The organism is Pelagerythrobacter marinus (assembly GCF_009827515.1).
In the GTDB taxonomy this organism is placed as follows: Bacteria; Pseudomonadota; Alphaproteobacteria; order Sphingomonadales; family Sphingomonadaceae; genus Pelagerythrobacter; species Pelagerythrobacter marinus.
In genome coordinates this window covers 576,401-588,437 of record NZ_WTYO01000001.1, presented here as the reverse complement: position 1 = coordinate 588,437, position 12,037 = coordinate 576,401, and the positions used below count along the sequence as shown (strand labels likewise).

The following is a 12,037-nucleotide window of genomic DNA, read 5'->3' as shown; positions in this document are numbered from 1 at the left end:
GAGCGCTCCACCACCAGTCAGGGGAACCGTCATGGCGAGTGAGAACAACTTTCCCGCCTTCCCTGCCACCCGCGCTGAAAACATTGGCAATCAACTGGCCAAGGTAACCTACCCCGGCATGACCCTGCGCGATTACTTCGCGGGACAGGTAATGCCCGCCTGCTTCGCTGCCGACTACGGCAACGCCTGGGTCTTGTCCGGCAAGGACCACGCAAAAGCAGCTGCCCGCCGAGCCTACGCTTGGGCTGACGCCATGCTCGCTGCACAAGAGGACAACTAACATGGCACAAGAACAGGTAACGCAGGCGGATCGTGAGGCTGCGGTGGCCGCTGTCGAGGCGAACCTTCACGCCATCAAAGACAGGTTCCTAGAACGGCAATGCGGCGATCTGGATGCCGACGAAGCGCTAGAAGAAATCTCTCGGTTGGCGGAAGTATCGCTCGCCGCGCTTTCACGTACTCGCCACCGCCTCGCATCCACCACAGCACAGGCAGAGGCAGCCGAGAAAATGGCTGAGGCGCTGAGGGAATGCCTACTCGAACACGGCGGATACACCATCCGGGGGCGGTGTGAGCGTCTAGCCCGCGTCGCCCTCTCCACATGGGAATCAATAAAGGAGAATGAACATGGGCGCTGAGTCCAAGGTAGAGGCTGCGACCCTTGCTGGCGCGATGGCGCTCGCGTTCGGGGAAATCGACGCGGCCATGAAGTCGGCCAATAACCCGCACTTCAAGAGCAAGTATGCGGACATCACCGCCGTCATCGAGGCGATCAAGCCGGCCCTTATCAAGCACGGCCTGTTCTTTACGCAGCACCCGGAGCCTTCCGAGCGCGGCGTAACAATCGAGACGATCCTGCACCACGCGAACGGCGACAAGCTATCGCTCGGCAAGCTCTACGTCCCGGCGAACAAGAACGACGCGCAGGGCTTCGGCTCCGCTCTCACCTATGCACGGCGCTACGCCCTTGTAACGGCGTTCGGCGTCCCGGTCGAGGACGACGATGGCAACGCGGCGGCTCGCACGGTGAAGCGCGACGAACCGCGCATTACCGACGAGCAGGTGGTGAGGGTCCAAAGCCTCTTGCAGGCGACCGGGATCGACGCGGTGAACTTTTGCCGGGTGATGCGCTGCAAAGACATTCCCGACCTGCCCGCCTCGCGCTTCGATGAAGCCGTGAACCGGCTCGAAAAGAAGCTGGCCGAAATGGCCAAGGCGGACACGAACGACAAGGCGAAGGAACCGGCATGAGCGAGCATATCGACCAGCGCTCTGAGGATTGGTTTGCCGCCCGCCTGGGCAAGGCAACCGCAAGCCGGATCGTGGACGTTATGGCCACGCTGAAATCCGGCAAGCCCGCCGCCTCGCGCGAGAACTACGCCGCGCAACTGGTGGCGGAGCGCCTGACCGGGGCCAAGTCCGAAGGCTTCACGAACGCCGCTATGCAGTGGGGCGTGGATATGGAACCCGAGGCTCGCGCAGCCTACGCAGAGCACATTGGCGACCAGCCCGTGGAGATCGGCTTCATCGATCACCCGACCATTGCCATGTCCGGGGCCTCCCCTGACGGGCTGGTGGGCTTCGACGGGATGCTTGAAATCAAGTGCCCCAACACCGCCACGCACATTGCCACCCTTCGCGGCGCGCCCATCGAACGGAAGTATGTCCTGCAAATGCAGTGGCAGATGGCCTGCGCTGAGCGGGAGTGGTGCGACTTCGCTTCCTACGACCCGCGGATGCCCGAGGAAATGCGACTGCATGTGCGCCGGGTCGAGCGCGACGACGAGTTGATCGCAGAGATCGAACAAGCGGTGTCGGCCTTCCTGGCCGAGATCGACGAAACCGTGGCGGAACTGTCCGCCGCATACAGAAAGGCAGCATAATATGGAACGTCTCGACGCACTCTCTGTCCGCGAAAACAACGGCAAGAGCTACTTCACCCGCATCGGGGTCGCATTCCCCAACAAGGACGGCAAGGGCTACTCGGTCCTGCTGGATGCAATCCCCGCCCCCGTTGAAGGGCAATTCAAGATCATGCTGCGCGAGCCGCTGCCGAAAGACGAACGTTCCGGCTCTCGCGACCGTCGTGACGCGCAGGATCGCGCAGGTTCGCAGCCCGAATACGACGACGGGGAGGATATCCCATTTTAGGTTCCACAACGAGGGGCCGGGGCGGTGAAAGCCGTCCCGGTGGTTACCGATGAAATACCCGCTCCCACTCCTTCCGCGCACGTTCGCTACGTCGCTTCAGAATAGTGGCCTCGATGCACCGATACCCGGTGAAATCGCGTTGGGAAGCGGGCGCATCATGAGCGCGAGGAATCGGGGCAATAGCGAGAGAAAGTGCGGAAGCGGACCTGTAATCCGGCAGGGGGCTTCCGCCGCTCTCGGGATGGAGATGAAACATGGATAATGGCGCTTGCCCTTCGGGCACCGGGCTTTCGCAAGTCGAGCCGGTTCCCGTCTCGCCCGTTCCGGCTTCAATCCCTAGCGCATTCTCCATCTATGACCTTGATTGCCCCGATTGGGCGGCAGTGAACGATGATGGAATATGGTGCGGCTTTTGTGGCGATCTTTTGGTCGCGGCCTTCCACGCCGATGAAGAAACTGTTGCGCCCGAGTGCTGCCGAGCATGCGGCGCGCCGGACGATGTCGAAGCTATGGCAGAGTATTTCGCATGAACAGCCCCTACCTCAAGCGCTGGCAGAAGATGAACCGTTACCCCCGCGACGGCGAAAGCTGGGACGAGTTCTACAAGCGCACCGCGCAAGGGATCGAAGCGCGAAGCGATGAGACGCGCAGCGGCTCAGCCGAAGGCAAGAGCCCGGTCGCTGAAAGCGATGCGCCCAAAGGAGGCCAGTAACATGCGCTTCCTAGACCTATTCCGCCGCCACCCTACCGCCAGTGAGATTGGCAAGCTGGGCAATGCTGTAAAGCGCGACCGGGAGCGGGAAGCGATCCGCGCACGGTGCGACGAGATACGCGAGCGGCTTGGCCTGGAACCGGCGAGGTGGCCGGAGTGACCTTCCAAGGTCCCCTCCCCAAGGTGCCGCCGCACGGGCGCATTAAGCCGAAATACAATCCGCAGCCCAACAGCGGCGAGCGCGAGCACAAGGCTTATGTCAAAGAACAACCTTGCTACGGCTGCGGAATCCACGGCCAGAGCGAAGCGCACCATATCATGCTCGACTGCCCCGGCAAGCGTTGGAAGCGGCGCGATCACCGGTTTCTCGTGCCGCTGTGCCCGGATTGCCACCGTGGCCCCGAGGGCGTGCATGGGGTCGGCTGCGAAGCGAAATGGTGCGAGCGCAATGGGAAAGACACCGCTGCCGAGGCCGTGCGCCTAGAGGCCGAAAGCGTGGCGATGGGGATACTGCCGGAGAAAGAAGATGCGTAACGACCAGCCCATTAGTGAACAGTATCGGCTTGCGGCGCTGGATTGGTGCCAAGTCGATTCCGCCGCCCGAATGCTTGAGGAAGGCAAGACGACATACCTGGCGCAGCAAATCGCCCAGCTTGGCGAGATGGCCCATGCGAAGGCCGAGCGCATCGTGAAGTCGTCCCCGGAATGGGCGGATTACATCAAGAAAATGGTGAACGCGAGAAGCGCCGCGAACAGGGCCAAGGTCGATCTCGACTACCTGAAAATGCGGCACATGGAAAGAACGAGCGAGGAAGCAAACGCACGTTCGGAACGCAAGCTGTGATCGCGGAAGCGATGGCGCTGGCAGGATAAGGAGACGAACAATGAACTCACTTTCTTGGATGCTCTATCTGGCGGACGTAGCCGGAAGTGTCGCCGCCCTTATGACGAATGTTGCGGTCGTGGTTGCGGTCGTTGGCGGCACTGTCCTGATGATATCAGCAATCATTTTGCACGTTGAGGACGAAGACACGTCCTTCATCTGGCCCTGGGCTCGACGCATCGTTTTTGTGGCCGCCCCCTGCGCGCTGATGGCAGCACTGACTCCCTCGCAGAACACCATCTACGCCATCGCGGCGAGCGAAATGGGGGAAACCGCGCTCGAGACCGAAACCGGAGGCAAGGCCATGCAGGCGCTGAACGCTTGGCTCGACCGTCAGATCGATGGCGAAGAAGAGCCGGAATGACCCGCGATAGCGATGGAAACCCGAAGGGCGGAGACGCGAATGCGGCTCCGGGCGAAGCCTGACAGCGCGGGCCGCAAGGCATCGCCAAACCCCTGTAATCCAGTGAGTAGTAACCATGACACAAGCAGAGATAGCAGAACGTATCGAAGCACTTGAGGGGCTGGCGAAAACTGTTGCCGCCGCGAAGCGCAACCTACACGGCCTGCCGGTAGTAGCCATGCCCAGCGATACGCATAACGGCAAGACAGCTCTTTGGTGCGACAATGGCTTAGTGGGCTGCGGACAAACCTGCGTCGCAGTCAACATAGGCGAATTTTACGACAGCCAGCTTCATGGAATTGCCGCGCTAGCAAATATCGCGGCGTCCCTCGACTTGTCCGGGCTTATCGAAGCCCTCCGCACTCAGGAGGCCCACAATGGATAAGACCATCGCAGAGATAGCGGCAGGGCTGACCAAGGCGCAGCGGCGATGGCTGACGACTGAGGCGGGGCAGCGCGATCCATACGGGACCGGTTCGGAGCGGTTGATGACGTTTCCGCCGCCCAACACGCACCGCGTTCTTCGTAAGCACGGCTTAGTGGATAAGGTGGGCCTTATCAGCGATCTCGGCCTCTCTGTCCGCTCCCACCTCCTTAACAACACGGGAGAGGATAGGTGAGCATCCAGGCCATCGTGTCGAAATACCGCCGCGCAATGCGGAACGGCACCGGGGCGACGTTTACGCACGACCAGTTGTGCAAGCTGGGCGAGTATGGGGTATTGCGCTTCCTGTGTGAGATTGAAGCCGAGGAACTATGTCCCGCGAAGATAGCCCGTTCACCATTGGAAAATATTGGCTCGACAAGCGGCGGGACGGCAAATCGCCCGACATCTGGCAAATCGCAACCTACTCCGAAAAGTCGCGGTCCGTTGTCTATCGCAGCACTAAGCGAAGGACTGTAGATGAAGCCGAGGCCGTCCTGCGCGCTTACGAGGCGAACGTTCGATCGCTGGAGCGGGGGCAGGACGCCGCTGACGCCGAGCTGGTGCCGCACCTGTTCCACTACGTCCGCGAGCGCGGGCCGGACATCCATCGCGTCGATACGATCAAGAGCAGCTTTCGCGCCTGGATCGGCTTTCTGATGCAAGACCCGCTGGGAACCGAGGCGACAGTTGCCGACATCACCCCCGGCGTAATCGCGCGGTTCCGCCGCTGGCGCATGGCCCCGCATTCGTGGGAGGTCGAGTGGGGCGGCAAGACTTTCCGGCACACCTCCCAAGGTGTCAGCGGGCACGCCGTCCAGCGCAATATCGAAGACCTGCGCGCCGCCCTTCACCATGCCGAGGGTGAGCGGCGGATTGAGGCCCCTAAGATCCCCAGCGTCAACAAGAGGCTGAGGAACAGCGCGCCGCCCAAATTGCTGACACCCGAGCAGCTAGGCGCGATATGGGGCTATGCTCGCGAGGACGTGGGGATCTGGCGGGAGATTGCCCTAATGGTCGCCACGGCCTGTCGCCCCGGAACGGCGATGGCGTTCGATCCCGCTTTTCAGTGGGAGGGCGATATACTCGATTTGCAGCCCGCTCGCGAGGAAACCGACAAGCGCAACGCTATCGTCCCGGTGATCGAGCCGCTGCGGCCGATCCTGCGGGAATGGAAGGCGGAACCCCATGAACGGGTTGGCAGCCGCAAACGCTGGTGGCGCACCGCGCGGCGAGTTCTCGATATGCCGAACGTGGAAGCCTATCACATCAGGCACACGATTTCGACGCACCTGGACCGCGCAGGCGTGCCGGGCGCTCAGCTATCGGGCCTGACCGGGCATATCCCCGCGAGCCGGGGTATCGCCCGCACGACCAGCGCCCATTACCTGCATTATGACCCGCGAAACGCGCCCGAAGCGGTTGCGGCGCTGACCACTTTCTTTCAAGAGGTCGAGCGTCATGCCGATCTCTGGTGTGCGGACCATAAGCGGACCATTCCAGTTCGCGGCAAGCCGATTTCACTTGTCACGAAAGCAGGTTTAGGCTAGGGTTTGTGCGAGGTTCAGGCATCCCCGGGGCGGTTAGCTCAGTTGGTAGAGCATCTCGTTTACACCGAGAGGGTCGGCGGTTCGAGCCCGTCACCGCCCACCAGGACCCGGGAGGGGGGAACTTATGCCACTTGCCGCCAGGCGGGGATTGAAGATCGCGCTCGTCGCCGGTCTCGTCACGGGCAGCATTCCCGCGGGTGGAGCCCCTGCCGGCACCCGTCCGGCCCCGGCGGCCGGGACGGTGCCGGCCGAACTGAGCATCGAGCTGGAACAACTGCGCAACCGCAAGGGCATGATCCACGCCTGCCTGACGCGCAGCGAGGCGCATTTCCCCGATTGCGCCGGCGACGCCGATGCCGTGCGGCTGAGCGTGCCCGCCGCGAAGGCCGTTCTGCGCTTCCAGGGCCTCCCGCGGGGAACGTGGGCGCTCTCGATCGTCCACGACGAGAACGGCAACGGCAAGCTGGACAAGTTCGCCGCGATCCCGCGCGAAGGCTTCGGCTTCTCCGGCAATCCGCCGATCCGCTTCGGCCCCCCGCGGTTCGATGAAGCCCGCTTCGAAATGACGCCCGGCCCCAACCGCCAGCAGGTGCGCATCCGCTACCTGCTGTGACCATCGCCCCGGCGCGCGGCATCGAGATACTGGCTGGGGGCGGTGCCGAAGGCTCGCCTGAACATCGATGCAAACCCGCTGGTGCTGTCGTACCCGACCTCGAACGCGACTTGCGTGATCGAAGCGCCGGCGGCGAGAAGCGAAAGCGCCTCCATCAGGCGCACCTGCTGGCGCCAGACCGCCAGGCCCATTCCCGTCTCCTGCTTGAAACTGCGGGTCAGCGTGCGGCGGCCCATGCCGGCGACCTTCGCCCAGTCGTCCAGGTCGCGCGGATCGGACGGATTGGCGAGGATCGCGTTGCATACGCGCAGCAGGCGATGGTCGGTCGGCATGATGACCTGGTAGGGGGCATTGGGCATTCGCGCGATCTCGCCCAGCAGCAGGGAGATGATCGCGCCTTCACGCCCGTCGGGGTCGTAAAACGCGGGAAAGGCCACGACTTCGAGGATCAGCGCGCGCAGGAGGTCCGAGACCTCGAACACGCGACACTGCGCGCCGGCCTGTTCGGGGGTAGGCTCGAGATAGAGGGTGCGCAGCGAGACGGGGCCGCGACAGGCCACCTCGTGCTCGACCCCGGCCGGGAGCCAGACCGCGCGTTGCGGCGGAACGACAAAGCTCACGTCCCGGGTCCGCACCGCCATGACGCCGGAGGAGGCATAGAGGATCTGGATATAGTCGTGGCTGTGCATGGCATCGACGAAGCCGGCCGGATACTCGTCGCGCAGGGCGACCACCGGCCGGCCCAGGGAGAGGACGTCTTCGCTCTTCTTCATGGCCCGTTCCCGTCAAATCTCGCCCGATCCGCTCATGATGGCCAGATGCGCCGCCCTGTGCAAGCAAGCGCGACGGATGGCCTGTCTCGGCGGCAAGTTGGCCCGAAATCGTCGTCTCGTTCGCAGCGTCAGCCGCTATCAAGGCCCTGATAAGCCACAAAGAGGACGCCAGGCACGTGAGCAGCCATCCCGATTCGCGCATCGCCGACGACCCGATCGATCCGGACATCCGGCGCTTCGTGGAAATCGTGAACGCTGCCTATGCCGAGCATGCGACGGGCACCGCGATGGACCATGTCGCGCGGCGCGCCGTGGCCGAACGGGTGCGCGAGCGATGGCGTCGGGGCGGTCCGGAAATGGCCGAAACCCGTGACATGTCGTGGCACGGCCTGCGGCTTCGGCTGCACCGCCCGACGAGCGACCGGCCGGCGCCGGCCATGCTCTACATTCACGGCGGCGGCTGGACCCTGTTCAGCGTCGATACGCACGACCGGCTGATGCGCGAATACGCGGCACGCGCCGGGATCGTGGTTATCGGCATCGATTACAGTCTCTCGCCCGAGAGCAAGTTCCCCGTGGCGCTGGAGGAAATCGCCGGCGCCCTCGACTGGATGGAGGAGAAAGCGGAGAGTCTCGGGATCGACCCGGACCGCATTCTCGTGGGCGGGGATTCGGCCGGGGCCAACCTGGCCGTTTCCGCGTGCCTGCTGCGCCGCGACCGGCACCGTGCGCGGCTGGCGGGCATGGTGCTCAACTACGGCGCCTTTGCCGCAGAGCCGACCGAGAGCTACGATGCCTTCGACGGCCCGCCGTTCTCGCTCGAGGTGCCGGAGATGGACCAGTTCTGGAGCAACTACGTGGATCGCCCCGAAGACCTCGCGAATCCGCTCGTGGCCCCGCTTCATGCCGAGTTGCACGATCTGCCGCCGGCTTTCCTGGCCATCGCGGAATGCGACATCCTCGCCGGCTGCAACCACGCCATGGCGCGCAAGCTCGCCGCGGCCGGCGTCCCGACCGCAGCCGCGACATATGCCGGGGCGACGCACAGCTTCCTGGAGGCCATGTCGATCTCCCCCCTCGCCTCGCGCGCGCTCGACGACCAGGCCGCCTGGATCGCACGCGTCGCGGCCGACCGCGACGACCGGCCATGAGGGTCTTCTTCGACCAGCGTCAGGACGCCCACGCCCCCGCGCGCGAACTGCATAACGGCGAGTGGATGCCCTATTCGGAAAAGCCCTCGCGCACCCGCTCCATTCTCGACCGGCTGGGCAGCCCGGCCGCCGTGTCCGATCACGGGCTCGCGCCGGTTCTCGCGGTGCACGAGCGGGCTTACGTCGGGTTTCTGCAATCCGCGCACGCCCGGTGGCTTGCCGCGGGGCGAGCGGGCGACGCGATCGGATATACCTTCCCGGTCGTCGGGCGCCGGCCGCTTCCGCTCGACCGGATCGACGCGCAGCTGGGCGCCTTCAGCTACGATGCCGGAACCCCGGTGGCGGCCGGGACGTGGGAAGGCGCCTACTGGTCCGCGCAGACCGCGCTTTCCGCGCTCGATGCCGTGGCCGGGGGCGATCGGCAGGCGTTCGCCCTGTGCCGGCCGCCCGGCCACCACGCCGGGCGCGACTACATGGGCGGCTACTGCTATCTCAACAACGCCGCCATCGCGGCCCGGGCGGCACGCCCATTGGGGTACGAGAGGGTCGCGATCCTCGACGTGGACTATCACCACGGCAACGGCACGCAGGACATCTTCCTGGACGATGGCGAGACGTTCTTCTGTTCGATCCACGCCGACCCGGCGACCGATTACCCGTTCTACTGGGGCCATGCCGACGAAACGGGAACCGGCGACGGCGACGGCGCCACGCTCAACCTCCCGTTGCCGCGCGGGACGGCCGGGGAAACCTACCTCGCCGTGCTCGACGGCGCGATGGAGGCGATCGCGCGGCACCGGCCCGACCTCCTGGTCGTCTCGTTCGGCGCCGACACCCATGCCAGCGACCCGATCTGCGCCTTCGATCTCGACCGCGACGATTTTCGCGCCATGGCGCAGAGGATCGCCGGCGCGGCCGTTCCCGTGTTGATCGTGATGGAAGGCGGATACGCGATCGGCGACCTGGGCCTCAACGTATCCGCCTTCCTCTCCGGCTTTTCCGCCTGATCAGTCGAAGCTGAAGCGCAGGCTCGCGCCGATCGTCCGCGGCCGGGTGACCGAGCCGGCGAAGCCGAACGGTGCGTTGAGGATGCCGTAGGTGTCGGTCAGGTTCTTGACGAAGACGCCCAGTTCCAGCCCTGGCGTGACCTCGGCCGACGCGTTGACGTCGATGATATGGTAGTCGCCCTTCTCCAGCGTATCGCCGAAGGCGACCGGGGCTTCCGACAGGTAGCGGTGGGCGAAGGCGATCCGCGGGCGCATCGGCGCGTCGGCGAAGTCGAATGCCACCTGGTTGGCGATCGTCCACTCGGAAGCGCCGGGCAGCCGGGTTCCCTCGGCATAGCCGCCGCCAGGCGCGAAGCTGTCGGGCAGGAGCTGCGACAGGCGCGCATCGTTGTAACTGATGCTGGTCGACAGGTTCAGGAAGTCCACCGGGCGCACGCTGATCGCGGCCTCGATCCCGTCGATATCGGCCCCGCCGCCATTGGTCGTATAGGCATCGAAATCGACCGGGGTGAACAACCGCACCTGGATGTTGTTCCAGTCCATGTGATAGGCGGTGAGGTCGATCGTCACGCGCTCCTGCGCGCCGGTGATCCGCAGGCCCAGCTCGTAGTTCGCCGTGCTGTCGCTGTCGAAGTTGAGCGGCGCGCCCGAGGCCACGGCATAGACGTTGGTGCCCCCGATCCGGAAGCCTTCCGAATAGAGCGCGTAGACCATGATCGTGTCGTTCGGCGTGTAGGTGAGCGAGAACTTGGGAATGAAGCCCGATTCCTTCTTCTCGCCCGGCTGGTAGTCGAACGGGGGGATCAGTTCCGCGTTGGGGAGGAACTGCAGGCGCGGGCTGGAACGATATTCGAACAGGCGCCCGCCGGCCGTCAGCTTGAAGACATCGGCAAAGGTATAGGACGCCTCGCCGAAGAGGGCGATTTCCTTGACCTCGTTGCTGTCCACTGTTCGCTGGACGAAATCGCCCGGTGCGATCTCGCTGGCGGGGCGCCCGTCGAACTCGCCCGGATTGGCGTCGATATAGTCGCCGATCCCCTCGATATGGGCATAGCCGGTCCCCTCGGCATCGAGGCGGGTGTAGTTGGCCCCCACGAGCCATTCCAGCGGGCCGCCGCCCGCGGACGCGAGGCGCAGCTCGGCATAAGTCGTCTCCGACGTGCCCGCCGAACCCGACAGCTGCGGCGTGCCGGTGCGCGGATCGATGCCGACGAAGATCGAATCGTCGAATGCCAGGTCGCTCTCCTTGCGCACGTAGCTGCCCAGCGCGCTCAGCGTGGCGAAGCCCAGCTCCTGCTCCAGCCGCAGGCTGTGAAGCTGGAACTCGGTCTTCTGGTATTCGGGCACGTTGGTATTGCGTTCGAACGTTTCGGGATCGTCGTTGAACACGACGTAAGTCTGGTCGCTGAGATCGTATTCCTGGTACATGCTCAGCGCGGACAGCGTCGTCCCTTCGGCGGGAGTCCAGACGAGCGAGCCGCGCAGCCCGCGCACCCGCAGGTCGTTGCTCCCGTCGATGCCGGTGCCGACATTGTCGAGATAGCCGGCGTCGTACCGCTCCAGCGCCACGAGCCGGACTGCGAGCCGGTCGCGCACGATCGGAACGTTCACCATTCCCTTGACGCCGTAACTGGCCTCGCCCGCCCGGCGCGTGCTCGACAGGATGCCCTCGAACCCGGCCTCCAGCCCGGTGGGGTCGGCCTGGCGCGCGACGTAGTTGACGGCCCCGCCCAACGAAGACGATCCGAACAGCGTGCCCTGCGGCCCGCGCAGGACCTCCACCCGCTCGAGATCGAAGGTATCGACATCGGGGATGACCAGCGGAAAGCCGGGTTCGATCAGCGGGACTTCGTTCAGGTAATAGCCGGTCGTCGCCTGGTTCGCCTCGTGGTAAGTGGTGGAGGCAACGCCGCGGATGACGACTTCGGATACGCCCGGCTGATAATTGTTGAAGACCACGCCGGGCACTCGGGTGATGTAATCCGACAGGTCCTGCGCGTTGAGGTCGTCGAATTCCTCCGCGGTCACGGCCGAAACCGACCCCGCGATCTCGCGCAGGGATTCGTCGCGCTTGGTCGCGGTCACGATGATCTCGGGCCGCGCGGAGGCCGGCGAAGCGGCGGGCTGCGACGGGTCCGCGGACTGTGCGTGCACTGTCGTCGCGGCGCCGAGAGCCAGCAACGAGATTCCGCATGCGGCGGCGGTTCCGACCGAAGAAAAGGCCATGGTAATGCTCCCTGAGTGCTTTTTCGCGTCGGGACGGGAGGCTATCACCTCACCGGGGGCCGGCGGCACGGGCCGGGCCAGTTATCGGACGGATCGGGCCTCTCGGGTCATGCGCCTGTCACACGCGCCGGCCAGGGTTTCGCG

18 protein-coding genes and 1 tRNA gene are annotated in these 12,037 nt (G+C 64.7%); 17 read left to right on the top strand and 2 right to left on the bottom strand.

Annotation, left to right across the window (positions count from 1 at the left end; all coding sequences use genetic code 11):
- Positions 1–31 precede the first annotated feature (31 nt).
- The 15 genes from GRI72_RS02770 to GRI72_RS02705 all read left to right on the top strand — a co-directional run bounded on the left by GRI72_RS02770 (position 32) and on the right by GRI72_RS02705 (position 6,736).
- Positions 32–280 (top strand): hypothetical protein, encoded by a 249-nt coding sequence (locus tag GRI72_RS02770; RefSeq protein ID WP_160732383.1) that lies wholly within the window; start codon positions 32–34, stop codon positions 278–280.
- 1 nt (position 281) lies between these two features.
- Entirely contained in the window at positions 282–638 is a 357-nt protein-coding gene (locus GRI72_RS02765; RefSeq protein ID WP_160732382.1) for a hypothetical protein, read from the top strand.
- Complete coding sequence (locus GRI72_RS02760) at positions 628–1,251, top strand: ERF family protein (RefSeq protein WP_160732381.1); 624 nt, start codon at positions 628–630, stop codon at positions 1,249–1,251. Before GRI72_RS02765 ends, GRI72_RS02760 begins: the two co-directional genes overlap by 11 nt.
- Positions 1,248–1,883, top strand: coding sequence for a lambda exonuclease family protein (locus GRI72_RS02755; protein WP_160732380.1), 636 nt, complete (start codon positions 1,248–1,250; stop codon positions 1,881–1,883). The genes GRI72_RS02760 and GRI72_RS02755 overlap by 4 nt, the downstream gene beginning before the upstream one ends.
- 1 nt (position 1,884) lies before the next feature.
- Positions 1,885–2,151, top strand: a complete 267-nt coding sequence (locus GRI72_RS14535; RefSeq protein WP_202388882.1) for a hypothetical protein — start codon at positions 1,885–1,887, stop codon at positions 2,149–2,151.
- Positions 2,152–2,405: 254 nt separating this feature from the next.
- Positions 2,406–2,681, top strand: coding sequence for a hypothetical protein (locus GRI72_RS02750; RefSeq protein ID WP_160732379.1), 276 nt, complete (start codon positions 2,406–2,408; stop codon positions 2,679–2,681).
- On the top strand, positions 2,678–2,863 hold the full coding sequence (locus GRI72_RS02745; protein WP_160732378.1) for a hypothetical protein: 186 nt from the start codon (positions 2,678–2,680) through the stop codon (positions 2,861–2,863). Before GRI72_RS02750 ends, GRI72_RS02745 begins: the two co-directional genes overlap by 4 nt.
- A 156-nt stretch (positions 2,864–3,019) precedes the next feature.
- The gene (locus GRI72_RS02740; protein WP_160732377.1) at positions 3,020–3,397 is read left to right on the top strand and encodes a DUF968 domain-containing protein; all 378 of its coding nucleotides are present in this window, start codon (positions 3,020–3,022) and stop codon (positions 3,395–3,397) included.
- A complete protein-coding gene (locus GRI72_RS02735) occupies positions 3,390–3,707 on the top strand; it encodes a hypothetical protein (RefSeq protein WP_160732376.1) in 318 nt (105 codons plus the stop codon). The genes GRI72_RS02740 and GRI72_RS02735 overlap by 8 nt, the downstream gene beginning before the upstream one ends.
- 40 nt (positions 3,708–3,747) lie before the next feature.
- On the top strand, positions 3,748–4,110 hold the full coding sequence (locus tag GRI72_RS02730) for a hypothetical protein (RefSeq protein WP_160732375.1): 363 nt from the start codon (positions 3,748–3,750) through the stop codon (positions 4,108–4,110).
- Between the two features lie 115 nt (positions 4,111–4,225).
- A complete protein-coding gene (locus tag GRI72_RS02725) occupies positions 4,226–4,534 on the top strand; it encodes a hypothetical protein (protein WP_160732374.1) in 309 nt (102 codons plus the stop codon).
- The gene (locus tag GRI72_RS02720; protein ID WP_160732373.1) at positions 4,527–4,769 is read left to right on the top strand and encodes a hypothetical protein; all 243 of its coding nucleotides are present in this window, start codon (positions 4,527–4,529) and stop codon (positions 4,767–4,769) included. The genes GRI72_RS02725 and GRI72_RS02720 overlap by 8 nt, the downstream gene beginning before the upstream one ends.
- 136 nt (positions 4,770–4,905) lie before the next feature.
- Positions 4,906–6,123: a site-specific integrase gene (locus GRI72_RS02715; RefSeq protein ID WP_160732372.1), complete on the top strand. Its 1,218-nt coding sequence runs from the start codon at positions 4,906–4,908 to the stop codon at positions 6,121–6,123.
- Between the two features lie 27 nt (positions 6,124–6,150).
- Positions 6,151–6,226 (top strand) — tRNA-Val (locus GRI72_RS02710).
- A 45-nt stretch (positions 6,227–6,271) separates the two neighbouring features.
- Positions 6,272–6,736 carry a DUF2141 domain-containing protein gene (locus tag GRI72_RS02705; RefSeq protein WP_237486696.1) on the top strand — a complete coding sequence of 155 codons (465 nt, stop codon included), beginning with the start codon at positions 6,272–6,274 and terminating at the stop codon, positions 6,734–6,736.
- Here the strand turns inward: GRI72_RS02705 and GRI72_RS02700 are convergent.
- Positions 6,724–7,509, bottom strand: coding sequence for an AraC family transcriptional regulator (locus GRI72_RS02700; protein WP_160732370.1), 786 nt, complete (start codon positions 7,507–7,509; stop codon positions 6,724–6,726). The genes GRI72_RS02705 and GRI72_RS02700 overlap by 13 nt on opposite strands.
- A gap of 176 nt (positions 7,510–7,685) precedes the next feature.
- Between GRI72_RS02700 and GRI72_RS02695 the strand changes: the two genes are divergently transcribed.
- Entirely contained in the window at positions 7,686–8,660 is a 975-nt protein-coding gene (locus tag GRI72_RS02695; RefSeq protein ID WP_337191119.1) for an alpha/beta hydrolase fold domain-containing protein, read from the top strand.
- Complete coding sequence (locus tag GRI72_RS02690) at positions 8,657–9,667, top strand: histone deacetylase family protein (protein ID WP_160732369.1); 1,011 nt, start codon at positions 8,657–8,659, stop codon at positions 9,665–9,667. The genes GRI72_RS02695 and GRI72_RS02690 overlap by 4 nt, the downstream gene beginning before the upstream one ends.
- Here GRI72_RS02690 and GRI72_RS02685 read toward each other — a convergent pair whose 3' ends face one another.
- Positions 9,668–11,821 carry a TonB-dependent receptor domain-containing protein gene (locus tag GRI72_RS02685; protein WP_160732368.1) on the bottom strand — a complete coding sequence of 718 codons (2,154 nt, stop codon included), beginning with the start codon at positions 11,819–11,821 and terminating at the stop codon, positions 9,668–9,670.
- Positions 11,822–12,037: the final 216 nt, after the last annotated feature.

Coding starts and splice junctions, on each gene's coding strand:
- GRI72_RS02770 (WP_160732383.1), top strand. CDS start 32: ATGGCGAGTGAGAACAACTTTCCCGCCTTCCCTGCCACCCGCGCTGAA.
- GRI72_RS02765 (WP_160732382.1), top strand. CDS start 282: ATGGCACAAGAACAGGTAACGCAGGCGGATCGTGAGGCTGCGGTGGCC.
- GRI72_RS02760 (WP_160732381.1), top strand. CDS start 628: ATGGGCGCTGAGTCCAAGGTAGAGGCTGCGACCCTTGCTGGCGCGATG.
- GRI72_RS02755 (WP_160732380.1), top strand. CDS start 1,248: ATGAGCGAGCATATCGACCAGCGCTCTGAGGATTGGTTTGCCGCCCGC.
- GRI72_RS14535 (WP_202388882.1), top strand. CDS start 1,885: ATGGAACGTCTCGACGCACTCTCTGTCCGCGAAAACAACGGCAAGAGC.
- GRI72_RS02750 (WP_160732379.1), top strand. CDS start 2,406: ATGGATAATGGCGCTTGCCCTTCGGGCACCGGGCTTTCGCAAGTCGAG.
- GRI72_RS02745 (WP_160732378.1), top strand. CDS start 2,678: ATGAACAGCCCCTACCTCAAGCGCTGGCAGAAGATGAACCGTTACCCC.
- GRI72_RS02735 (WP_160732376.1), top strand. CDS start 3,390: ATGCGTAACGACCAGCCCATTAGTGAACAGTATCGGCTTGCGGCGCTG.
- GRI72_RS02730 (WP_160732375.1), top strand. CDS start 3,748: ATGAACTCACTTTCTTGGATGCTCTATCTGGCGGACGTAGCCGGAAGT.
- GRI72_RS02725 (WP_160732374.1), top strand. CDS start 4,226: ATGACACAAGCAGAGATAGCAGAACGTATCGAAGCACTTGAGGGGCTG.
- GRI72_RS02720 (WP_160732373.1), top strand. CDS start 4,527: ATGGATAAGACCATCGCAGAGATAGCGGCAGGGCTGACCAAGGCGCAG.
- GRI72_RS02715 (WP_160732372.1), top strand. CDS start 4,906: ATGTCCCGCGAAGATAGCCCGTTCACCATTGGAAAATATTGGCTCGAC.
- GRI72_RS02700 (WP_160732370.1), bottom strand. CDS start 7,509: ATGAAGAAGAGCGAAGACGTCCTCTCCCTGGGCCGGCCGGTGGTCGCC.
- GRI72_RS02690 (WP_160732369.1), top strand. CDS start 8,657: ATGAGGGTCTTCTTCGACCAGCGTCAGGACGCCCACGCCCCCGCGCGC.